19 protein-coding genes are annotated in these 21,472 nt (G+C 57.6%); 16 read left to right on the top strand and 3 right to left on the bottom strand.

What is annotated here, in order from left to right; translation table 11 throughout:
* Positions 1 to 33: 33 nt before the first annotated feature.
* Genes ACQG22_RS19435 through ACQG22_RS19395 form a run of 9 tightly spaced genes read left to right on the top strand, consistent with a single transcriptional unit; the run spans position 34 to position 9,438 of the window.
* Positions 34 to 960, top strand: coding sequence for a VOC family protein (locus ACQG22_RS19435; RefSeq protein WP_038983556.1), 927 nt, complete (start codon positions 34 to 36; stop codon positions 958 to 960).
* Positions 957 to 2,144: an NAD(P)/FAD-dependent oxidoreductase gene (locus tag ACQG22_RS19430; protein ID WP_369706547.1), complete on the top strand. Its 1,188-nt coding sequence runs from the start codon at positions 957 to 959 to the stop codon at positions 2,142 to 2,144. The genes ACQG22_RS19435 and ACQG22_RS19430 overlap by 4 nt, the downstream gene beginning before the upstream one ends.
* Positions 2,145 to 2,169: 25 nt before the next feature.
* The gene (locus ACQG22_RS19425) at positions 2,170 to 3,426 is read left to right on the top strand and encodes an MFS transporter (protein WP_100168075.1); all 1,257 of its coding nucleotides are present in this window, start codon (positions 2,170 to 2,172) and stop codon (positions 3,424 to 3,426) included.
* Positions 3,427 to 3,436: 10 nt separating this feature from the next.
* Positions 3,437 to 3,967, top strand: a complete 531-nt coding sequence (locus tag ACQG22_RS19420) for a cupin domain-containing protein (RefSeq protein ID WP_013098646.1) — start codon at positions 3,437 to 3,439, stop codon at positions 3,965 to 3,967.
* Positions 3,968 to 3,976: 9 nt separating this feature from the next.
* A complete protein-coding gene (locus ACQG22_RS19415) occupies positions 3,977 to 4,747 on the top strand; it encodes an alpha/beta fold hydrolase (protein WP_045902711.1) in 771 nt (256 codons plus the stop codon).
* Positions 4,731 to 5,525 (top strand): SDR family oxidoreductase, encoded by a 795-nt coding sequence (locus tag ACQG22_RS19410; protein ID WP_038420550.1) that lies wholly within the window; start codon positions 4,731 to 4,733, stop codon positions 5,523 to 5,525. Before ACQG22_RS19415 ends, ACQG22_RS19410 begins: the two co-directional genes overlap by 17 nt.
* 9 nt (positions 5,526 to 5,534) lie before the next feature.
* Complete coding sequence (locus ACQG22_RS19405; RefSeq protein WP_029883147.1) at positions 5,535 to 6,305, top strand: aspartate dehydrogenase; 771 nt, start codon at positions 5,535 to 5,537, stop codon at positions 6,303 to 6,305.
* 9 nt (positions 6,306 to 6,314) lie between these two features.
* The gene (locus ACQG22_RS19400) at positions 6,315 to 7,784 is read left to right on the top strand and encodes an aldehyde dehydrogenase (protein WP_222168917.1); all 1,470 of its coding nucleotides are present in this window, start codon (positions 6,315 to 6,317) and stop codon (positions 7,782 to 7,784) included.
* 13 nt (positions 7,785 to 7,797) lie between these two features.
* Complete coding sequence (locus tag ACQG22_RS19395) at positions 7,798 to 9,438, top strand: thiamine pyrophosphate-binding protein (RefSeq protein ID WP_284958064.1); 1,641 nt, start codon at positions 7,798 to 7,800, stop codon at positions 9,436 to 9,438.
* 60 nt (positions 9,439 to 9,498) lie between these two features.
* Here the strand turns inward: ACQG22_RS19395 and ACQG22_RS19390 are convergent, their stop codons facing one another.
* Positions 9,499 to 10,767 (bottom strand): OprD family outer membrane porin, encoded by a 1,269-nt coding sequence (locus tag ACQG22_RS19390; RefSeq protein WP_062856364.1) that lies wholly within the window; start codon positions 10,765 to 10,767, stop codon positions 9,499 to 9,501.
* A gap of 210 nt (positions 10,768 to 10,977) precedes the next feature.
* A complete protein-coding gene (locus ACQG22_RS19385; RefSeq protein WP_013098638.1) occupies positions 10,978 to 11,736 on the bottom strand; it encodes a M48 family metallopeptidase in 759 nt (252 codons plus the stop codon).
* A 272-nt stretch (positions 11,737 to 12,008) separates the two neighbouring features.
* On the opposite strand from ACQG22_RS19385, the gene tkt reads away from it, so the two are divergent.
* From tkt to ACQG22_RS19350, 7 genes are all read left to right on the top strand, one after another.
* Positions 12,009 to 14,000: a transketolase gene (gene tkt / locus ACQG22_RS19380; RefSeq protein WP_038420542.1), complete on the top strand. Its 1,992-nt coding sequence runs from the start codon at positions 12,009 to 12,011 to the stop codon at positions 13,998 to 14,000.
* Positions 14,001 to 14,357: 357 nt separating this feature from the next.
* A complete protein-coding gene (gene epd / locus ACQG22_RS19375; protein ID WP_248725297.1) occupies positions 14,358 to 15,377 on the top strand; it encodes an erythrose-4-phosphate dehydrogenase in 1,020 nt (339 codons plus the stop codon).
* Between the two features lie 49 nt (positions 15,378 to 15,426).
* On the top strand, positions 15,427 to 16,590 hold the full coding sequence (gene pgk / locus ACQG22_RS19370) for a phosphoglycerate kinase (RefSeq protein WP_013098635.1): 1,164 nt from the start codon (positions 15,427 to 15,429) through the stop codon (positions 16,588 to 16,590).
* A gap of 91 nt (positions 16,591 to 16,681) precedes the next feature.
* Positions 16,682 to 17,761: a class II fructose-bisphosphate aldolase gene (gene fbaA, locus ACQG22_RS19365; protein ID WP_013098634.1), complete on the top strand. Its 1,080-nt coding sequence runs from the start codon at positions 16,682 to 16,684 to the stop codon at positions 17,759 to 17,761.
* Between the two features lie 185 nt (positions 17,762 to 17,946).
* Positions 17,947 to 18,801, top strand: coding sequence for a small-conductance mechanosensitive channel MscS (locus ACQG22_RS19360; protein WP_013098633.1), 855 nt, complete (start codon positions 17,947 to 17,949; stop codon positions 18,799 to 18,801).
* Positions 18,802 to 18,946: 145 nt separating this feature from the next.
* Positions 18,947 to 19,582, top strand: coding sequence for an arginine exporter ArgO (argO, locus tag ACQG22_RS19355; protein ID WP_045902713.1), 636 nt, complete (start codon positions 18,947 to 18,949; stop codon positions 19,580 to 19,582).
* Between the two features lie 92 nt (positions 19,583 to 19,674).
* A complete protein-coding gene (locus ACQG22_RS19350; protein WP_013098631.1) occupies positions 19,675 to 20,415 on the top strand; it encodes an oxidative stress defense protein in 741 nt (246 codons plus the stop codon).
* A gap of 48 nt (positions 20,416 to 20,463) precedes the next feature.
* Here ACQG22_RS19350 and argP read toward each other — a convergent pair whose 3' ends face one another.
* Entirely contained in the window at positions 20,464 to 21,357 is an 894-nt protein-coding gene (argP, locus tag ACQG22_RS19345; protein ID WP_008499727.1) for a DNA-binding transcriptional regulator ArgP, read from the bottom strand.
* Positions 21,358 to 21,472 lie beyond the last annotated feature (115 nt).

The raw sequence follows: 21,472 nt of genomic DNA, 5'->3' as shown, positions 1-21,472 counted from the left end.
ACGCCCAATTTGGGCCAGATGAGGCAACGAACGATGAGTGTAACCGGAATTGAAAAGCTGGAATTTGGCGTTGAAGACCTGACGCACTGCGCCAAATTTATGCGTGATTTTGGCCTGACGGGCGATGCCAGCGGCCAGCGTTTTACCACCCTGAGCGGCGCGCGCGTGGAACTAAACCCGATCGACAGCCCCGACCTGCCCCCGGCGTTTGAAGCGGGCAACACCCTGCGCCGCATGACGTGGGCGGTTGCCGCACAGTCCGATCTGGATGCGCTGCGTCCGAAGCTTGCGCAGCAACCCGGCTTTCGCGAAGTGGGTGATGCCCTGGAGTGTCTTGACCCGAACGGCATGACGCTGCGTGTGCAGGTCAGCCAGCAGAGCGACGTGGAACTGAATGTTGAGCCGATCAACCAGTGGGGCGACGCTCGCCGTATCGATACCCCCAGCCCGGTTTACGATCGCGCCCAGCCCATTAACGTGGGGCACGTGGTGTTCTTCGTGGAGGAGCTCGCGGCGGTGGAGACATTTTACCGCGAGGTGCTCGGCTTCCAGGTCTCTGACCGCTACATCAACCGCGCCGTGTTTCTGCGCTGCGGCGTGCGCGGGGGTCATCACAACCTGTTCCTGCTGCAGCTGCCGAACCGCAAGCGCGGCCTGAACCACGTGGCCTTTACCGTGCGCGATATTCACGAAGTGATCGGCGGCGGGATTGCGATGAACAAAAACGCCTGGAGCACGTTTATCGGACCCGGCCGCCATCCGGTGTCGTCAGCCTACTTCTGGTACGTCAACAGCCCGACCGGCGGGGCGTTCGAGTATTACACCAATGACGACTACCTGACGGAAAACTGGCAGCCGCGCGAGCTGGAGCATTCGCTGGTCTCCTTTACCGAGTGGGCGGTGGAAGGCGGGATCGATCACGACACGCGCCGCCAGCAGAAAAAACCGGAGGCGGTATGACGTCGCGCATTGTCATTATTGGTGGCGGTCAGGCGGGAGGCTGGGCGGCGAAAACCCTGCGCGACGAGGGCTTTGACGGTGAGATCTGCGTGGTGGCGGAAGAGGCGTGGGATTTTTATGAACGTCCACCGCTGTCGAAAGCGGCTCTGCTGGAGACGGACGCGTCGCTTCCGCGACTCTTTACTGAAGAGGCTCAGCAGGCGCTGAATCTGACCTGGTACCGTCCGCTGCGCGCGGAGCAGATTGACCGCAATGCGAAAACGGTGCGTTTGAGCAACGGCGAACGTCTTAGTTACAACATACTTTTAATTGCCACCGGAGGGCGGGCGCGCCTGCCGGGCGAGGCATGGGCTGCGCATCCGCAGGTCTACACCCTCCGCCACTGGCAGGACGCGCAGCGCCTGAAACGTCGGCTTGCGGAAAGTCAAAAGCTGGCGATTGTGGGCGGCGGCTGGATAGGCCTGGAGATTGCCGCTTCTGCGCGCAAAAGCGGTGTGGCGGTCACCCTGTTCGAGCAGCAGCCTGCGCTGTGCATGCGCTCGGTGAGCGGCGAGGTATCGCAGCGCTTAAAGACCATTCACCGTGAGCAGGGCGTGGAGATCCGAACCGGCTGCGGCGCGCTGGAGCTGGAGGACGATAACGGCCTGCCGGTCATTCACTGTGATGGCAAACGTGAAACCTTTGATGCGGTGGTGGTAGGGATCGGCGTCGATCTCAATCTGGAGCTGGCGCGCGACGCGGGGCTGCAAACCGAACGCGGGATCGTGGTGGATGCGCAGGGCCGCACGTCGGATCCGTCCATCTTCGCTGCCGGGGATGTGGCACAGCATCATCATTACGGCCTTTGTATTCAGTCCTGGGCCTTCGCCCAGAATCAGGCGGTGGCGGCGGCAAAAGCGATGCTTAACCCCGATGCCGCAGGCTATGACGACGCGCCGTGGCTATGGTCGGATCAATACCAGCACAACATTCAGATCCTCGGCATTCCGCAGCCGGGCAGCCGCACCATAGTTCGTGAAGACGCGCTGTACTTCTCGCTGGACGAAAACGGGCGCCTGACGCAGCTGGTGGCGTTCAACGATGCGCGCACCGTCAAGCTGGCGAAGCGCTGGATGGCGGCCGGGCGGGATTTATCAGATGTGCCGCTCGCCGACCCGACTTTTTCACTGATGTCATTGCGATAGCTAACCCGCACCCGTAGGGGGAGACATGACCACATTAGACACTAACACCGCGCCCGTTGAGGCGAGCGGTGAGGGGACCCGCACGCCTGAAAAAGCGGTGCGCTGGGCCATCCCGCTGTCGCTGCTGGCCTGCGTGCTGCTGGCGTTTTTCGACAAAATCAGCATTGCCGCGCTATTTTCTGATGGCCATTTCCAGCAGGCGATGGGCATCGATTTTGACACCACGCGCCTCGGCATTCTGATGAGCGCCTTCCTGTTGAGCTACGGCTTTTCATCGGTCTTTCTCAGTGGGCTGGGGGACAAAATCGCCCCGCTGCGCCTGCTCACCGGGATGATGGTGGTGTGGTGCGTGCTGATGGTGGCGATGGGCTTTACCCATAACTACACGCTGATGATCGTGCTGCGCATTCTGCTGGGCGTGGCGGAGGGGCCGCTGTTCCCGCTGGCCTTCGCCATTGTGCGCCACAACTTCCCACAGCATCTGCAGGCGCGCGCCACCATGCTGTGGCTGCTGGGCACGCCGGTAGGGGCGGCGATTGGCTTCCCGCTCTCACTCTGGCTGCTGAACACCTTCGGCTGGCAGAGCACCTTCTTCGTGATGGCGATGCTGACCGTACCGGTGCTGATCTTCGTGCGCGTCGGTCTGCGCGGGATCCGTCTGGAGGCGAAAAGCGATACGTCACAGACCTCCCGGGACGAACGCCGTGCTGCACGGCGCGAGCTGTTTGTCAGCCCGCACTTCTGGATCATCTGCATCTTTAACATCGCTTTCCTGACCTACCTGTGGGGCATTAACGGCTGGCTGCCGGGCTACCTGATCAAGGGGAAGGGCATTCATCTGGAGCATGCGGGCTGGCTGTCGTCGATGCCGTTCATCGCCATGCTGGCGGGGGAAGTGATTGGCGCATGGCTCTCTGACCGGGTCGATAAGCGCGCAGCGGCCTGCTTCATCTCCATGGCGGGGGCCGCTGTCGGGCTCACGGCCGTAATGCACCTCGATACCCCGCTGACCATCATTGCGGCGATGAGCTTCAGCACATTCATGTGGGGCACCGGGGCACCCAACATTTTCGCCCTGCTGGCAAAGGCCACCCATCCACGGGTGAGCGCCACGGCGGGCGGCATTTTCAACGGGCTGGGAAACTTTGCGGGCGCGCTGTCGCCAGCGGTGATGGGCGCGCTTATCGCCTTCACCCACAGCATGGATTCCGGGCTGATTTTTCTGGCGGTGATGGCGGCGGTGGGCTGCGTCCTGTTACTGCCGCTGCTGAGACGTTACTGAGGAGAGTGTCATGACTGATTCAACCGTAACCAACCCATCTGGCATCAAACCTGACCACCTGACGATGGAAGAGTGGGTCGAGTCCCGTATTGCGCGCTTTGAGGGCCGTAAATACGACTGGAACGCGCTGAAGTTCCAGGCCGATTTTGACCCGAAATACCGCCGCGCACAGATGCGCTATATCGGCACCGGTGCTACCGGCGTGGCGAGCGACACCAACACCGTACAGGCGGAGCATTTTACCTTTTCCACCATGGTACTGCCGTCGAAGTGCGAAGGGCCGCTGCACCTGCACGACGATGTGGAAGAGGTGTTCTTCATGCTCAAAGGGCAGATCACGCTGATGATCCAGGACGGCGATAACTACACCGAAACCGTGCTGCGCGAGCGTGACCTGATCTCCGTGCCGCCGGGGATCTATCGCGGGCTGTTTAACCACGGCGAAGAAGAGGCGCTGATGTGCGTCATGCTGGGCACCAACAAGCCGGAAATTCCGACCTACCCGGCGGACCATCCGCTCTCGAAAGTGAAGCGGAACTAAGGGGGCATGATGACGGGTTTTCGTGAACAGGGAAGCGGCATTCCGCTGATGCTGCTGCACGGGATCAGCTCTGGCGCAGCCTCCTGGCACAAGCAGATGGCGCTGAACGGTTTTCGCGTGCTGGCGTGGGACATGCCCGGTTATGGCGAAAGCCCGATGCTGGCCGCGGAACGGGCGAACGCGGGGGATTACGCCGATGCGCTGGCGGCGATGCTTGACCGGGCTGGCGTGTGGCAGGCGGTGCTGGTGGGCCATTCACTCGGGGCACTGGTTGCCAGCGCCTTTGCGGCGAAATATCCGGATCGTGTGCTGCATCTGGTGCTGGCGGACGCCGCGCAAGGTTACGGCCGCGCCGCGCCGGAGCAGCGCGAGCAGGTCTGGCGCAGCCGTGAGCAACAGATTGCACTCGGCGGCGAAATCCTCGCGCAGACCCGCGCCGCAAAACTGCTGCGTCCCGGCGCGCGTGAAGCGGATATCGCCACCGTGGCAGCGGGCATGCGCAGGCTTCGACCCGAGGGCTACCTCGCCGCCGCGTGGATGCTGGCGCACGACGATATTCATGGCTGGCTGAAGCGCTATTCAGGCAACTTTGAAGTGTGGTGCGGCGAGCAGGATGCGATCACGCAACCCGAGCTGGTGCAGGGGCTGGCGCTGCGCTACGGCATGCCGTTTATCGCTATTGCCCAGGCGGGACATGCCAGCTATCTCGATAACGACGCGTTTTTTAACCAACAGCTTTTACGTATTAACGAAGAGGTGCGCGATGAATGCACAAATTGACGGACGCGTAGCGGTCGTCACCGGCGGTTCTTCTGGTATTGGCTTTGAAACGCTACGCCTGCTGCTGGGCGAGGGGGCAAAAGTGGCCTTCTGTGGCCGCGATCCGGATCGCCTCGCCAGCGCCCATGCCGCGCTGCATAACGAATACCCCGGCGGGGAGGTTTTCTCTTATCGCTGCGACGTGCTGAACGCTGACGAGATGCAGGCTTTCGCGGATGCCGTTCAGGTGCGCTTTGGTGCCGTGGACATGCTGATCAACAACGCCGGGCAAGGATACGTGGCGCACTTTCATGACACCCCGCGCGAGGCGTGGCTGCATGAAGCCGAACTTAAACTGTTTGGCGTGATCAACCCGGTGCAGGCGTTTCAGCCTTTGCTGGAGCAGTCCGACATCGCTTCCATCACCTGCGTGAACTCCCTGCTGGCGCTGCAGCCGGAGGAGCACATGATTGCCACCTCTGCCGCCCGCGCCGCGCTGTTGAATATGACGCTGACGCTCTCAAAAGAGCTGGTGGGCAAAGGCATCCGCGTGAATTCGATATTGCTTGGCATGGTGGAGTCCGGGCAGTGGCAGCGTCGCTTTGAAAACCGGACAGACAAAAGCCAGAGCTGGCCGGAGTGGACGGCGGAGATCGCCCGTAAACGCGGTATTCCGATGGCGCGTCTCGGCAAGCCGCAGGAGCCCGCGCAGGCGCTGCTGTTCCTCGCCTCGCCGCTGGCTTCGTTTACCACCGGTGCGGCACTGGACGTTTCCGGCGGCTTTTGCCGCCATCTGTAAGGACACATCATGAAAAAGATTATGTTGATTGGTTTTGGCGCCATGGCGCAGGCGGTGATTGAGCGCCTGCCCGCTGGCGTGGCTATCGGCTGGATTGTGGCGCGCGAGGCCCATCATGCGGCGATTCACGCGCAGTTTGGTGATGCGGTAGTGGCATTGACCTCACCGCTGGAATGCGCGCAAACGCCCGACCTGGTGCTGGAGTGCGCCAGCCAGCAGGCGGTAGCGCAGTACGGTGAGGATATTTTACGTCGCGGCTGGCATCTGGCGGTTATTTCGACCGGCGCACTGGCGGACAGCGCGCTCGAACAGCGCCTGCTCAACGCCGGCGGCAGACTGACGCTGCTCTCCGGGGCGGTAGCCGGTATCGACGGGCTGGCGGCGGCGAAAGAGGGCGGGCTGGCGCGTGTGACCTACCAGTCGCGTAAAAGCCCGGCCAGCTGGCGCGGCAGCTATGCCGAGCAGCTTATCGATCTTAATTCGGTATCTGCTGCGCAGGTCTTTTTTGAAGGCAGCGCCCGCGAGGCGGCACGACTGTTTCCGGCCAACGCCAACGTGGCGGCCACCGTGGCACTCGGCGGCGTGGGAATGGACGACACGCGCGTACAGCTGATGGTCGACCCGTCAACGAAACGTAACACCCACACGCTGCACGTTGAAGGCGCGTTTGGTGAATTCCATCTGGAGCTAAGCGGCCTGCCGCTTGCCTCTAACCCGAAAACCTCCACCCTGGCGGCACTCAGCGCGGTACGTGCCTGCCGCGAGCTGGCCATGAGCTGAGGAGTGACGATGGACGATCTGAAGATATTTATCGGCGGCCAGTGGCGACACGGTGGCGGCAACCCGATGCAGAGCTATTTCCCGGCAGACGGGTCGATCAACGCGACGTTGAATGCGGCCAGTCCCGACGATCTGCATGACGCGATCGAGGCCGGCGAGCGCGCGTGGCGCGATCCCGCCTGGCGCCACAGCCTGCCGCATACACGGGCGAAGATCCTGCACAAGGTGGCAGATCTCATTGAATCCCGCGTCGACGAGCTGGCGCAGATGCAGAGCCGCGATAACGGCAAGCCGCTGGCGGAGGCCCGCGGGCTGGTAATGAGCGCGGCGGGAACGGCGCGCTACTTTGCCGCCGCCTGCGAGCTGCTGGAAGGGGAACTTCCGACGCCGCGCCAGCCGGATTTACTGACCCTGAGCCGCTATGAGCCGCTCGGCGTGGTGGCGGCCATCACGCCGTGGAACTCGCCGATTGCCAGCGAGATGCAGAAGGTCGCTCCGGCCATTGCCGCGGGTAACGCGGTGATCCTCAAGCCCGCCGAAGCCACGCCGCTGATGGCGCTGGAGCTGGCGCGGATATTTGAACAGGCCGGGCTGCCCGCCGGGCTGCTGAGCGTGCTGCCGGGCAAAGGCTCGGTGATTGGCGATGCGCTGGCACGCCACCCTAAGGTACGCAAAATTTCCTTTACCGGCGGTACCACCACGGGCCGTCACCTGGCCCACGTGGCGGCGGAAAAACTGATCCCGGCATCGCTGGAACTGGGCGGAAAATCGCCGACTATCGTGCTGGAGGATGCGGATATCGAGCAGGCCGCGCGCGGGATCTGCTACGGCATTTTCAGCTCGGCGGGGCAGGCGTGCATTGCCGGTTCACGGTTGTTTATCCACGAGAGCCTTTACGCCCCGCTGATGGCGAGGCTGCTGGAGTTAACCCGCGGTCTGCGCGTCGGACATCCGTTTGCCGACGGTGTCCACGTTGGGCCGCTGATCAATGAAAAACATCGTCAGAGCGTACAGGCGTACGTTGAGCTGGCAAAGCGTGAAGGGGGCCGCGTGCTGTGCGGCGGAGAGATCCCGGCCGATCCCACGCTGGCAAGCGGCAGCTTCTTCCTGCCAACGATTATCGAAGGGCTGAGCAACAGCGCCCGTGTCTGCCAGGAGGAGATCTTTGGCCCGGTGCTGGTGGCGATGCCGTTTCGCGATGAAACCTCGCTTATCCGCGAGGCCAACGACTCGGTTTACGGCCTGGCCGCCGGGATCTGGACACGCGATACCGGGCGCGCGCTGCGCTTAAGCGAACAGCTTGAGGCCGGCACGGTGTGGATCAACACCTACAAAGTATTTGCGATTTCGACCCCGTTCGGGGGCTTTAAAGAGAGCGGTCTGGGCCGCGAGAAGGGCATTCAGGGGCTGAAAGCCTGGATGCAGCAAAAGAGCATTTATCTGGCGACGGGTAACAGCGTCAACCACTGGTGCGACTGAGAAAGGGTGAGCAATGAGCGAAATGATAACCGTCGGCGACGCCATCGCCAGAACGCTGGAGCAGTATCAGGTTGAGGCCATCTACGGCGTCATCTCTATTCACAACCTGCCCATCGCGGATGCAGTAGGGCAGCGCGACAACATCCGCTTTGTACCGGCACGCGGCGAAGCGGGGTCTGTCACCATGGCTGATGCCCACGGACGTTTTTCCGGCCTTGGCGTGGCGCTGACCAGCACCGGCGCGGGCGCGGGTAACGCTGTAGGCGCGCTGGTGGAGGCGATGAACGCCTGCACGCCGCTGCTGCACCTGACCGGGCAGGTAGAAAAAGCCTGGCTGGATGCCGACACCGGGTTTATCCATGAAACCCGCGATCAGCTGACTTTCCTGAAGGCCAGCTCAAAACGGGCGTATCGCATCAGCAATGCCAGTCAGGCGATAGCGATTTTGCATAAAGCGATTCAGGAGGCGCAGACGCCGCCGTGCGGGCCGGTCTCCGTGGAGATCCCGATTGATATTCAGGGCGCGAAAATTCCGCTGTCGCTGGTGACCGCACCGGTGAAACCGGCGTCGGTTTCGCCGGTAGATGCAGGGAGTGTTAATGCGCTTTGGGCGCAACTCAAGCAGGCGAAACAGCCGCTGCTGTGGCTGGGCGGCGGTGCGCTGGGCTGCGCGGACGCAGTGAAAAAGCTGGCGGATGCAGGTATCACCGTGATCTCCAGTACTCACGCGCGCGGCGTACTGCCGGACAGCCATCGCGCCAGCCTGCGGGCATTCCACAACTCGCCATCGGTTGAAGCGCTGATCGCGCAGTGTGACTTTACGCTGATCGCCGGTTCACGTCTGCGCAGCAATGAGACCCGTTCATGGACGCTCGAACTGCCTTCTCCGCGCGTACAGATCGATATCGACCCGGCGGCGGCAAGCCGTAACTATCTGATGGATAACACGCTGGTAGCCGACTGCTCAGCGTTGCTGAGCGCGCTGGCTGAAAAAGCACAGGGGCGTGAATGGGGGAATGCTCAGTGGGATGGTCTGGTTCAGGAGGCGGTGACACAGGCAGAACGTGGGCTGCGTGAACAGTGCGGCGTCTATGCGCAACTCAACGATGCCATAGAGAAAGCGCTACCTGAAGATGGCCTGCTGGTGCGCGATATTACCGTTTCCGGCAGCCTGTGGGGCAGCCGACTGTTCCGCGCCAGGGGGCCGCTGATGAATATTCACTCTCTGGCCGGGGCAATTGGCATGGGCCTGCCGATGGCGATTGGCACCGCGATTGCCAACCCACAGCGCAAAGTGGTGGGGCTGGTGGGGGACGGTGGTCTGAGCCTGAATCTGGGCGAACTGGCGACACTGGCGCAGGAGAAGGCCAACGTGACGTTGCTTATCATGAATGACGGCGGCTACGGCGTGATGCGCGGTATACAGGACAAATATTTCGGTGGCCGTCAGTACTATAACGAGCTGCATACGCCGGATTTTACCCTGCTGTCACAGGCGATTGGCCTGCAGGCATGGAGCGTTGAGCGGGCAGAGGATTTTGATGCGGTGATGACGGAAGCGCTGGCGATGCCGGGACCATCGGTAGTGGAAGTGCGGATGGGACAAATTGGCGCGCTGAAGTTTGCCGGGCCCCCACAGAAGACGCTTTACTAGCTGTTTTTCCCTCACCCCGGCCCTCTCCCTTTGGGAGAGGGTTAGGGTGAGGGGACAAACTCAGAACACGTTAAACGGGTATTCCACGTAAGCGCGGATCTCATCCCCGCCCACGTTGTAATCGCTGGCGTTGCTGGAGACGCGCAGTACGGAATAACGCAGTTTCAGCTTCAGATCTTTCGCCGGGCCGTCCTGCACCTGATACTGGATCTGGTTAAACCATTCATGCTCTTTGCCGTTACTGGTTTCAGCGGTTTTAATGTTGTCGCCACGCACGTAGGCGGTGGTCCAGCTCAGACCCGGCAAACCGAGACCGCCAAAGTCCAGCCCGTAAGACGCCTGCCATGAACGTTCGTCTTCACCATTAAAATCAGACCAGTAGGAGTTCGCCAGCCAGATGGTGTTGCCGCCGTCACCAACACCGCCCTGGTCGCGGTAGCCGCCATAGTTGTAGCCGGTGCTTCCGCTGCTCTGCTGGTACGCCACTTTGAACGTATGGATATCCCAGATGTAGCTCGCCGCCAGGCTCCAGATGGTGTTGCTGCGGCCCGTGTCGAGGCTGTCTGCGTAGCCCTGATCCAGACGCGAATTGTAGCCGTTAAAATCGAGTACCAGCTGCTGGCCGGTGCTGAACGGCTGTTTGAAATTCATGCCCAGATATTGCTTGTTCATCACCTCTTCATTATGGGAGGCGTACAGCGCGCCGCTGAACTGGTCATTAAACTGGTAGCTCGCCCCGCCGAAGGAGAAACCCTTGAGGCCGCTGTCGTGGCGATCGTCACTTTTACGCTGCTCGTCGGTGAAATAACCGGCGTTGATTTCCAGACCGTCGATCTCTTTAGAAGTCAGCATAGTACCGGTGTAGCTTTCAAACAGCAGGCGGGAGCTGTCGGCGTTAATGATTGGCAGCTCGGGACGCTGATTACCGTAGCTGAGTACGGTATTCGAGATGCGCATTTTGGCGGTCGCGCCAAATTTTGCCAGATCGGATTTTGCGCGTCCGTCGTCTTCCTGTTTAAAGAAGTCAATGCCACCTGCGCCGCTCTTACCGCGGCCACCGTCCAGACGCACGCCATACTGCGCAATGCCGTCCACGCCAAAGCCAACCACTCCTTCGGTATAACCTGATTCAAAGGTGGCGATGATACCCTGACCCCATTCTGCTTTATCTTGCTGGCCCTGATGATAATCACGGCTGATATACGCATTGCGTAAAAACAGATCTAAATGGCTGTCATTAATAAAACCCTGGCTGTCTGATTGTTGGCTTGCAACGGCAGGTAATGTGGCAAATATGCTTAACGCAACTAACGATAATTCTTTTTTCACGGAGGGAACGTCTCAGTCTTAATATATTAATTTGAATTACTGCGGATTCGATAATTACCCGAAAAGTAACCGATTGCAATAATTATGTGACCAGACATTTCAATGGTGAAGGGCAGGTGTGACGGGGCTTTTGTGGGTGTTACCGATATGTGCGGTTAAGTTAGCAATTCATGCGAAATAAAAAGGAGGCAAATTTGCCTCCTTCCAAAATTATTTAATTCCGTCTGCGGCCATACGGTCGCGAATATGTTGTGCACGCGCTTCTGAGGCCGGGTGATCGTCAAACATGGAGCTTTGACGTCCGGCTTCCAGTTTAGCCAGCTTTTCAAAACTGGTGGCTAAACCTGCTGGATTGATACCGCGTTTGCGCAACAGATCGTAGGAGTAGTCATCCGCTTCGGACTCCTGACGTTGAGAGAACTGGGAGTTAACCAGCTTTTCGCCCACATCGCCAAGCTGTGACTGGGACAGGCTGCCCACAATACCGCCCGCAGAAGCCGCCGCCGCGCGGATGGCGTTAGTGCCTAAGGCGACCTGCATCCCTTTCTTCACGTGGCCGAGGGCAACGTGGCCCATTTCATGGCCGATCACCGCTTCCACTTCGTTGTCGGTCATCATGTCCATTAACCCGCTGTAAACGCGGATACAGCCGTTCGCCATGGCAAAGGCGTTCACGTCTTTCGCGACGTACACTTTATAGTTCACCGGCTGACCGTTAATGTTATCGCCAAGCGCAGAGGCAATTTTATTCAGACGCTGCGTGTAGGGACTGTTGGCCGGGGCAATCGTAGCCTTTCCATCCATATCTTTACAGGCCTGGTCGCTCAGGGCTTTAACCTGCGCGTCGCTCAGGGAATAGGCCTGAAAAGCTTCTGCGCCTGAGGACATCAGGCCGTTAGAATCCATATTCTGACAACCGCTCAGCAGGAACGTTGTACCCAGGGCCAGCACTAATGCACGCATTTTCATGAGGTTGCTTCCGTACTCGTTAATCTGAATAAAATCCGAAAAGTACACCGACAGCGAAGCCGGGGTCGGGCTAAGTATAAGGAATATCGACGGGCCCGGGCGAGCAGATTGCGCAACATGAGAGCATGATCCAGAGATTTCTTAAGCGGCAAAAGAATGCTCCATGTACATGGCATGCCGCTTGGGTTACATTGTTGGCACTTTTTTCCGGCGTAGCCCAAAACGCGCTGTCGTCAAGGGCATGGCCTTTAACAGTCCGATCTGGAGTTAAAATGTCCTCACGTAAAGAGCTTGCTAATGCTATTCGTGCGCTGAGCATGGACGCAGTACAGAAAGCCAAATCTGGCCACCCAGGGGCCCCTATGGGTATGGCTGATATCGCCGAAGTCCTGTGGCGTGATTTCCTGAACCACAACCCGCAGAACCCGGCATGGGCTGACCGCGACCGTTTCGTGTTGTCTAACGGCCACGGCTCAATGCTGATCTACAGCCTGCTGCACCTCACTGGCTACGATCTGCCTATCGAAGAGCTGAAAAACTTCCGTCAGCTGCACTCCAAAACCCCGGGTCACCCGGAAGTGGGTTACACCGCAGGTGTTGAAACCACGACCGGCCCACTGGGTCAGGGTATTGCGAACGCAGTGGGTATGGCGATTGCTGAGAAGACTCTGGCGGCGCAGTTCAACCGTCCTGGTCACGACATTGTTGACCACTTCACCTACGCGTTCATGGGCGACGGCTGCATGATGGAAGGCATTTCTCACGAAGTGTGCTCCCTGGCAGGTACCCTGAAGCTGGGCAAACTGGTTGCGTTCTACGACGACAACGGTATCTCCATCGACGGTCATGTTGAAGGCTGGTTCACTGATGACACTGCGGCACGTTTCGAAGCCTACGGCTGGCACGTTGTGCGTGGCGTTGATGGCCACGATGCTGATTCGATTAAACGTGCAGTAGAAGAAGCGCGTGCGGTCACTGACAAACCATCCCTGCTGATGTGCAAAACCATCATCGGCTTCGGTTCTCCGAACAAAGCGGGCACCCACGATTCCCACGGTGCGCCACTGGGCGACGCGGAAATCGCGCTGACCCGTGAAGCGTTGGGCTGGAAACACCCTGCATTCGAAATCCCATCTGAAATCTATGCCCAGTGGGATGCCAAAGAAGCGGGTCAGGCGAAAGAAGCGGCCTGGAACGAGAAGTTCGCGGCTTACGCTAAAGCCTTCCCACAGGAAGCGGCTGAATTCACCCGTCGTATGAAAGGTGAAATGCCGTCTGACTTCGACGCGAAAGCGAACGAGTTCATCGCTAAGCTGCAGGCGAACCCATCTAAAATCGCCAGCCGTAAAGCGTCTCAGAATGCGATCGAAGCGTTCGGTCCATGGCTTCCAGAATTCCTCGGCGGCTCCGCTGACCTGGCACCGTCTAACCTGACCCTGTGGTCTGGCTCTAAGCCAATCAACGAAGATGCGGCCGGTAACTACATCCATTATGGTGTACGTGAATTCGGTATGACCGCTATCGCGAACGGTATCTCCCTGCACGGTGGTTTCCTGCCGTACACCTCTACCTTCCTGATGTTCGTGGAATATGCACGTAACGCCGTGCGTATGGCTGCGCTGATGAAACAGCGTCAGGTGATGGTTTATACCCACGACTCCATTGGTCTGGGCGAAGATGGTCCAACTCACCAGCCGGTAGAGCAGGTTGCTTCTCTGCGTGTCACCCCGAACATGAGCACATGGCGTCCATGTGACCAGGTGGAATCTGCAGTGGCATGGAAATACGGCGTTGAGCGTCAGGACGGTCCAACCGCGCTGATCCTCTCCCGTCAGAACCTGGCGCAGCAGGATCGTACCGAAGAGCAGCTGGCGAACATCGCCCGCGGTGGCTACGTGCTGAAGGATTGCGCGGGACAGCCAGAGCTGATCTTCATCGCAACCGGTTCTGAAGTTGAGCTGGCTGTTGCAGCCTGGGACAAACTGACTGCCGAAGGCGTTAAAGCGCGCGTGGTTTCCATGCCGTCTACCGATGCGTTCGACAAGCAGGATGCTGCTTACCGTGAATCCGTACTGCCTAAAGCCGTTTCCGCACGCGTGGCGGTTGAAGCGGGTATCGCTGACTACTGGTTCAAATACGTGGGCCTGAACGGCGCTATCGTCGGTATGACCACCTTCGGTGAATCTGCTCCGGCAGAGCAGCTGTTCGAAGAGTTCGGCTTCACCGTTGAGAACGTTGTCGCTAAGGCGAAAGAACTGCTGTAATTGCCGTTTTGCCCGGTGGCGCTTACGCTTACCGGGCCTACAAATGGCTCGAAAGTAGGCCGGGTAAGCGTTAGCGCGCCACCCGGCTTTTTTGTAGGCACTATTCCTCAGACATGTAACTGCTCTGTAAATTATTCCATCCAAAATGTGACGCAAGTCATATAGCTCGCTTATTCATCTGGACAGACATTCCTTTTATTCCCCGATTCGCTTATTCTTGCTGAAGCGTTTCAGTCGATTAAATGTTCGACAATTGACCAATCAATCGCAGTTTGTGATAGCAAAGATTCCCCTTCGGGCGTAGCTGGATTACTCTTTCAGCCACCTCGAACTCAGGGATAGCTTTGCAGGAGATCTATGACCGTACGCGTAGCGATTAATGGCTTCGGTCGCATCGGGCGCAACGTGGTTCGTGCTTTATATGAATCCGGGCGTCGGGCGGAAATTACCGTGGTGGCAATCAATGAACTGGCGGATGCTGCGGGCATGGCGCATTTATTGAAATATGACACCAGCCACGGACGCTTTGCCTGGGACGTGCGCCAGGAAAGGGATCAGCTGTTTGTCGGTGACGATACGATCCGCGTACTGCATGAGCGCAGTATTGCCGCGCTACCGTGGCGTGAACTGGGTGTGGATGTGGTGCTTGACTGTACCGGCGTATATGGCAACCGCGAACACGGCGAAGCGCATCTCACCGCCGGCGCGAAAAAAGTCCTGTTCTCTCATCCCGGCAGTAACGACCTCGACGCAACGGTCGTTTTCGGCGTCAATCAGCATGAGCTGCAAGCCGCACACCGTATTGTCTCCAACGCCTCCTGCACCACCAACTGCATTATTCCGGTCATTAAACTGTTAGACGATGCATATGGCATTGAATCCGGCACCGTGACCACGATTCACTCCGCCATGCACGATCAGCAGGTCATCGACGCCTACCACCCGGATTTACGACGCACGCGTGCTGCGAGCCAGTCAATCATCCCGGTGGACACAAAACTGGCTGCCGGGATCACCCGAATTTTCCCGCAGTTTAATGACCGTTTCGAAGCGATTGCCGTGCGTGTACCGACGATAAACGTCACCGCAATTGACCTCAGCGTGACGGTAAAAAAACCGGTAAAAGCCTGTGAAGTCAACCTGTTGCTGCAAAAAGCGGCACAGGGGGCATTTCATGGTATAGTTGACTATACGGAATTACCGTTGGTCTCAGTGGATTTTAACCACGACCCGCACAGCGCCATTGTTGATGGCACGCAAACGCGCGTCAGTGGCGCACACCTTATCAAGACGCTGGTCTGGTGTGATAACGAATGGGGCTTTGCTAACCGAATGCTTGACACCACGTTAGCAATGGCTGCCAAAGGTTTCAGGTAAGACGCATCGTGCGTCTGCAAAACTTTAAGAATCAACGAGAGGATTCACCATGTCTGTAATTAAGATGACCGATCTGGATCTGGCTGGTAAACGCGTTTTCATCCGTGCGGATCTGAACGTGCCAGTTAAAGATGGCAAAGTGACCAGTGACGCGCGTATCCGTGCATCTCTGCCAACCATCGAACTGGCTCTGAAGCAGGGTGCGAAAGTGATGGTGACCTCCCACCTGGGTCGTCCAACTGAAGGCGAGTACAACGAAGAGTTCTCTCTGCTGCCGGTTGTTAATTACCTGAAAGACAAACTGTCCAGCCCGGTTCGCCTGGTGAAAGATTACCTGGATGGCGTGGAAGTGGCTGCCGGTGAGCTGGTGGTGCTGGAAAACGTTCGCTTCAACAAAGGCGAGAAGAAAGACGACGAAGCACTTTCCAAAAAATACGCGGCGCTGTGCGACGTATTCGTAATGGATGCATTCGGTACTGCGCACCGTGCGCAGGCGTCTACCCACGGTATCGGTAAATTCGCAGACGTTGCGTGCGCTGGTCCTCTGCTGGCCGCGGAACTGGATGCGCTGGGTAAAGCACTGAAAGAGCCTGCTCGTCCAATGGTTGCCATCGTGGGTGGTTCTAAAGTTTCTACCAAACTGACCGTTCTGGATTCCCTGTCTAAAATCGCTGACCAGCTGATCGTTGGCGGTGGTATCGCGAACACCTTCGTTGCCGCTCAGGGCCACAACGTCGGTAAATCCCTGTATGAAGCAGACCTGGTTGACGAAGCCAAACGCCTGCTGGGTACCTGTGATATCCCGGTTCCAACCGATGTTCGCGTTGCCACTGAGTTCTCCGAAACGGCGACTGCTACACTGAAATCTGTAAACGACATCAAAGATGAAGAGCAGATTCTGGACCTGGGCGACGTTTCTGCACAGAAACTGGCTGAAATCCTGAAAAACGCAAAAACTATCCTGTGGAACGGTCCTGTTGGCGTGTTCGAATTCCCGAACTTCCGTAAAGGGACTGAAATTGTTGCTAACGCTATCGCAGACAGCGAAGCGTTCTCTATCGCAGGCGGTGGTGACACCCTGGCAGCAATCGACCTGTTCGGTATCGCTGACAAAATCTCCTACATCTCCACTGGTGGCGGCGCATTCCTCGAATTCGTGGAAGGCAAAGTTCTGCCAGCAGTAGCAATGCTCGAAGAGCGCGCTAAGAAGTAAGCCATTCAAGGGCAGGGAAACCTGCCCAATTTTCAGCGCGCTTTAAGAGCTCGCACCTTTTCTAACGGCCGAAGATACAGGACTAAGCAACATGTCTAAAATTTTTGATTTCGTAAAACCTGGCGTGATCACTGGTGATGACGTTCAGAAAGTGTTCCAGGTAGCTAAAGAAAACAACTTTGCTCTGCCAGCAGTTAACTGCGTGGGTACTGACTCCATCAACGCCGTACTGGAAACCGCTGCAAAAGTTAAAGCACCGGTTATCGTACAGTTCTCTAACGGCGGCGCTGCGTTCATCGCAGGTAAAGGCGTGAAAACTGACATTCCTCAGGGTGCTGCAATCCTGGGCGCTATCTCTGGTGCGCACCACGTACACCAGATGGCTGAACACTACGGTGTTCCAGTTATCCTGCACACTGACCACTGCGCGAAGAAACTGCTGCCGTGGATCGACGGTCTGCTGGACGCGGGTGAAAAACACTTCGCGGCTACCGGTAAGCCACTGTTCTCTTCTCACATGATCGACCTGTCTGAAGAGTCTCTGGAAGAGAACATCGAGATCTGCTCCAAATACCTGGCGCGCATGTCCAAAATGGGCATGACCCTGGAAATCGAACTGGGTTGCACCGGCGGTGAAGAAGACGGCGTGGACAACAGCCACATGGACGCTTCTGCTCTGTACACTCAGCCAGAAGACGTTGATTACGCTTACACCGAGCTGAGCAAAATCAGCCCACGCTTCACCATTGCAGCGTCCTTCGGTAACGTACACGGCGTTTACAAACCAGGTAACGTGGTTCTGACCCCAACCATCCTGCGTGACTCTCAGGAATACGTGTCCAAGAAACACAACCTGCCGCACAACAGCCTGAACTTCGTCTTCCACGGCGGTTCCGGTTCTTCTGCTCAGGAAATCAAAGACTCCGTAAGCTACGGCGTAGTGAAAATGAACATCGATACCGACACCCAGTGGGCAACCTGGGACGGTATCCTGCAGTACTACAAAGCGAACGAAGCTTACCTGCAGGGCCAGCTGGGCAACCCGAAAGGCGAAGACCAGCCGAACAAGAAATACTACGATCCACGCGTATGGCTGCGCGCAGCGCAGACGTCCATGGTGACCCGTCTGGAGCAGGCATTCAAAGAGCTGAACGCGATCGACGTTCTGTAATTTGAGCTGCTGACAGCATCAGGAGGCCCGCAAACGCGGGCCTTTTTTTATGCTTTTTCAATACCCTGTCAGATCGGTTTTTGTGATCTGTTTGGCAAAACTTGCGCTTTTTGTTTACCCTTTACGGACCTGCCTGTCTCCATGGGGGATGGATTTGTGTTTTGGTTTAACAAAAGGAAGAATAAATGGAACAACTCGATGTTGTAGACAGCATCAATAACGCCGGTAACTGGCTGGTGCGCAACCAGGCGCTGCTGCTGAGCTACGCCGTGAATATCGTCGCGGCGATTGCCATCATCATCGTCGGGATGATCGTGGCGCGTATTGTATCGAATGCGGTCAACCGGGTGATGGTAGCGCGACATATCGACGCTACGGTGGCTGACTTTCTCTCTGCGCTGGTGCGCTATGGCATCATCGCGTTTACGCTGATTGCTGCACTGGGGCGCGTGGGGGTACAAACGGCATCGGTGATCGCCGTGCTTGGTGCCGCGGGTCTGGCTATTGGTCTGGCGTTACAGGGCTCGCTCTCAAACCTGGCGGCAGGCGTTCTGCTGGTCACCTTCCGTCCGTTCCGTTCCGGTGAGTATGTTGATCTGGGCGGCATTGCCGGTACCGTACTGCAGGTACAAATTTTCTCTACCACTCTGCGTACCGTTGACGGGCGTATCGTTGTGGTCCCGAACGGGAAAATCATCGCGGGCAACATTATTAACTTTTCTCGCGAGCCGGTGCGCCGTAACGAGTTAATTATCAGCGTGGCGTATGATTCCGATATTGATCAGGTGAAATCGCTGATTGCTAACATCATCGCCTCCGACGATCGTATTCTGAAAGACAAAGAGCAGACCGTGCGCCTGCACGAGCTGGGTGCTTCCTCTATTAACTTCGTGGTGCGTATCTGGAGCAAAAGCAGCGATCTGCAAAACGTGTACTGGGATGTGTTGGAGCGTATCAAACGTGAGTTTGACGCCAACGGCATCAGCTTCCCGTATCCGCAGATGGACGTAAACGTCAAAAAAGTAAAAGAAGCCGAATAACGTCTCCCGTAGGCCCGGTAAGCGTTAGCGCCACCGGGCTTATCTTTTATTAGCTATGCTAATACCCAATTAATATTATCAATTTCCTCTAATGTTCTTCTCGCAGTATAGTCTGCTCCAAAGACAATTCTGCGAGATAAATGTCATGTTATCGTATTATTTTCAGGGGCTTGCGTTAGGCGCAGCCATGATCCTTCCCCTCGGTCCGCAAAATGCGTTTGTCATGAACCAGGGGATTCGCCGCCAGTATCATCTGATGATTGCTCTGCTGTGCGCGGTAAGCGATTTACTGCTGATTTGTGCCGGCATTTTTGGCGGGAGTGCGCTGCTGATGCAGTCACCCTGGCTGCTGACGCTGGTGACCTGGGGCGGGGTCGCCTTCCTGCTGTGGTACGGATTCGGTGCGTTAAAAACGGCAATGAGCAGTAACCTGGAGCTGGCCAGCGCCGAAGTGATGAAGCAGGGGCGCTGGAAGATTATCGTCACCATGCTGGCGGTAACGTGGCTTAACCCGCACGTCTATCTCGACACGTTTGTGGTGCTCGGGAGCCTGGGTGGGCAACTGGACGTTGAGCCGAAGCGCTGGTTTGCCCTGGGCACGGTGAGCGCCTCCTTCCTATGGTTCTTTGGCCTCGCCATTCTGGCGGCGTGGCTGGCACCCCGTTTGCGTACCGCCAAAGCCCAGCGGATCATCAACACGCTGGTGGGCGTGGTGATGTGGGTCATTGCCTTTCAGCTGGCGAAAGAGGGGATTCATCATGTTCAGGGATTGTTCAACTAAGCGTTGTCTTATGGACAACTGAGCAGGACCCGCTAAGCTTGCTGGCATGCGCCCTGTTGTTAGGGCACTCTTCGCAACATGGAGGAATGACAGTGAAGTTTAACGTGATGGCCCTGGCGGCATTAGTAAGTTTGGGTGCGGTGTCTGTTCAGGCGAATGAATTGCCAAATGGTCCGCACATCGTCACTTCCGGCACCGCCAGCGTGGATGCGGTACCGGATGTTGCGACGCTGGCAATTGAAGTCAACGTGGCCGCGAAGGATGCCGCTTCCGCCAAGAAGCAGGCTGACGATCGTGTTGCGCAATATCTCTCTTTCCTGGAGCAGAACGGTGTTGCCAAAAAAGACATCAGCTCTGCGAACCTGCGTACTCAGCCTGATTACGACTACCAGAACGGCAAAAGTATCCTGAAAGGCTATCGCGCGGTGCGTAGCGTTGAAGTGACCGTCCGCCAGCTGGATAAGCTGAACTCCCTTCTGGATGGCGCGCTGAAGGCGGGTCTGAACGAAATTCGTTCCGTCTCACTGGGCGTTGCGCAACCGGAAAAATACAAAGACGAAGCGCGTAAAGCGGCAATTGACGATGCGATGCATCAGGCGCAGCAGCTGGCCGCTGGCTTTAAGAGTAAGCTCGGCCCGGTGTATAGCGTGCGTTACCACGTCTCTAACTATCAGCCAAGCCCGATGGTACGGATGATGAAAGCCGATGCGGCGCCGGTATCTGCTCAGGAAAGCTATGAGCAGCCGACCATTCAGTTCGACGATCAGGTTGATGTGGTGTTCCAGCTGGAGCCGACACAAACTCAGCAAACTGAGACGGCTAAGGCGCAGTAATTTGCCCTCACCCTAACCCTCTCCCACAGGGAGAGGGAATTCAAGCGATTAATCCTGTCTCAACACCTTGTGCCCGTATGCCAGCAGCGCGTCGGTGACGTTGCGCATCATGCGGCTTTCCGGCGCAAAACGGTGCCAGTAAAGCATCCGGCGCTGATACAGCCCCGGCGTCAAATCAATCAGCTCACCGCTTTTCAACTCCTTTTCAATCTGCAGGTGCGGGATCATGCAGCAGGTGGTTCCCTGACGCGCAAGCTGCACGAAGGCCTCAGACGAGTTCACGATGTGGCACGGCACGCTGCCCGGTGGCAGGTCAAAGTTTTGTTGCAGGAAAGCCTGATGCATATCGTCCAGATGGTCGAACGCCACGGCAGGCGCCTTAAGCAGCGCGGCGCGGGTGACGCCATTGGGGAAGTAGCGCTCCGCAAAGGCTTTTGAACCGACAAACAGGTAATCCAGCGCGCCCAGTTGATCCACCAGGCAGCTTGGCAGTGCCTGAGGCTGAATACTGACCGCCCCGACCACTTCACCGCGACGCAGGCGTTCCTGGGTGCGGGTTTCATCTTCAACCTGAAGATTCAGACGGATAGGGGAATCGGCCAGGACCGGGGCGAGGGCGGGCAGCAGCCAGGTTGCCAGACTGTCGGCGTTCACCGCCAGTGACAGCAGCAACGGCGTAGAACCCGTTTGTTCATCACCCAGCCATTCGTCTTCCAGCAGTTCAACCTGACGCAGTAGGGCGAGGAGCTTTTGTCCTTGCTCTGTTGGACGCGGTGGCACGGTACGCACCAGCAGTGGCTGCCCGAACATGTTTTCAAGCTGTTTGATACGCTGTGATACGGCGGACTGAGTAATACACAGCTTTTGCGCAGCGCGCTCAAAACCGCGTTCACGAATAACTGCATCAAGTGCCTGTAGTGTTCTGTAGTCCGGACGTTTCATTGCTCTGGCTTACTCCTTAATTTTGCTTAATCTGCACTATGACACAATTTTCCCTTTGTGGCAGACGAATTCCACCTCACGTGTTCTATAATGCGCCCTAAGTTTTCATACCACA

This window comes from Enterobacter cloacae complex sp. 309I3, from assembly GCF_050031595.1.
GTDB lineage: Bacteria > Pseudomonadota > Gammaproteobacteria > Enterobacterales > Enterobacteriaceae > Enterobacter > Enterobacter cloacae.
The sequence above is the reverse complement of the archived record's forward strand: the minus strand, read 5'-3'. Positions and strand labels throughout refer to the sequence as shown.

Bases quoted from the DNA above. Each gene is read 5' to 3' on its own strand.
- ACQG22_RS19430 (WP_369706547.1), top strand. From the start codon at position 957: ATGACGTCGCGCATTGTCATTATTGGTGGCGGTCAGGCGGGAGGCTGG.
- argP (WP_008499727.1), bottom strand. From the start codon at position 21,357: ATGAAACGTCCGGACTACAGAACACTACAGGCACTTGATGCAGTTATT.
- ACQG22_RS19415 (WP_045902711.1), top strand. From the start codon at position 3,977: ATGACGGGTTTTCGTGAACAGGGAAGCGGCATTCCGCTGATGCTGCTG.
- fbaA (WP_013098634.1), top strand. From the start codon at position 16,682: ATGTCTAAAATTTTTGATTTCGTAAAACCTGGCGTGATCACTGGTGAT.
- tkt (WP_038420542.1), top strand. From the start codon at position 12,009: ATGTCCTCACGTAAAGAGCTTGCTAATGCTATTCGTGCGCTGAGCATG.
- ACQG22_RS19400 (WP_222168917.1), top strand. From the start codon at position 6,315: ATGGACGATCTGAAGATATTTATCGGCGGCCAGTGGCGACACGGTGGC.
- ACQG22_RS19360 (WP_013098633.1), top strand. From the start codon at position 17,947: ATGGAACAACTCGATGTTGTAGACAGCATCAATAACGCCGGTAACTGG.
- ACQG22_RS19425 (WP_100168075.1), top strand. From the start codon at position 2,170: ATGACCACATTAGACACTAACACCGCGCCCGTTGAGGCGAGCGGTGAG.
- pgk (WP_013098635.1), top strand. From the start codon at position 15,427: ATGTCTGTAATTAAGATGACCGATCTGGATCTGGCTGGTAAACGCGTT.
- ACQG22_RS19435 (WP_038983556.1), top strand. From the start codon at position 34: ATGAGTGTAACCGGAATTGAAAAGCTGGAATTTGGCGTTGAAGACCTG.
- ACQG22_RS19405 (WP_029883147.1), top strand. From the start codon at position 5,535: ATGAAAAAGATTATGTTGATTGGTTTTGGCGCCATGGCGCAGGCGGTG.
- argO (WP_045902713.1), top strand. From the start codon at position 18,947: ATGTTATCGTATTATTTTCAGGGGCTTGCGTTAGGCGCAGCCATGATC.
- ACQG22_RS19385 (WP_013098638.1), bottom strand. From the start codon at position 11,736: ATGAAAATGCGTGCATTAGTGCTGGCCCTGGGTACAACGTTCCTGCTG.
- ACQG22_RS19420 (WP_013098646.1), top strand. From the start codon at position 3,437: ATGACTGATTCAACCGTAACCAACCCATCTGGCATCAAACCTGACCAC.
- ACQG22_RS19395 (WP_284958064.1), top strand. From the start codon at position 7,798: ATGAGCGAAATGATAACCGTCGGCGACGCCATCGCCAGAACGCTGGAG.
- ACQG22_RS19410 (WP_038420550.1), top strand. From the start codon at position 4,731: ATGAATGCACAAATTGACGGACGCGTAGCGGTCGTCACCGGCGGTTCT.
- epd (WP_248725297.1), top strand. From the start codon at position 14,358: ATGACCGTACGCGTAGCGATTAATGGCTTCGGTCGCATCGGGCGCAAC.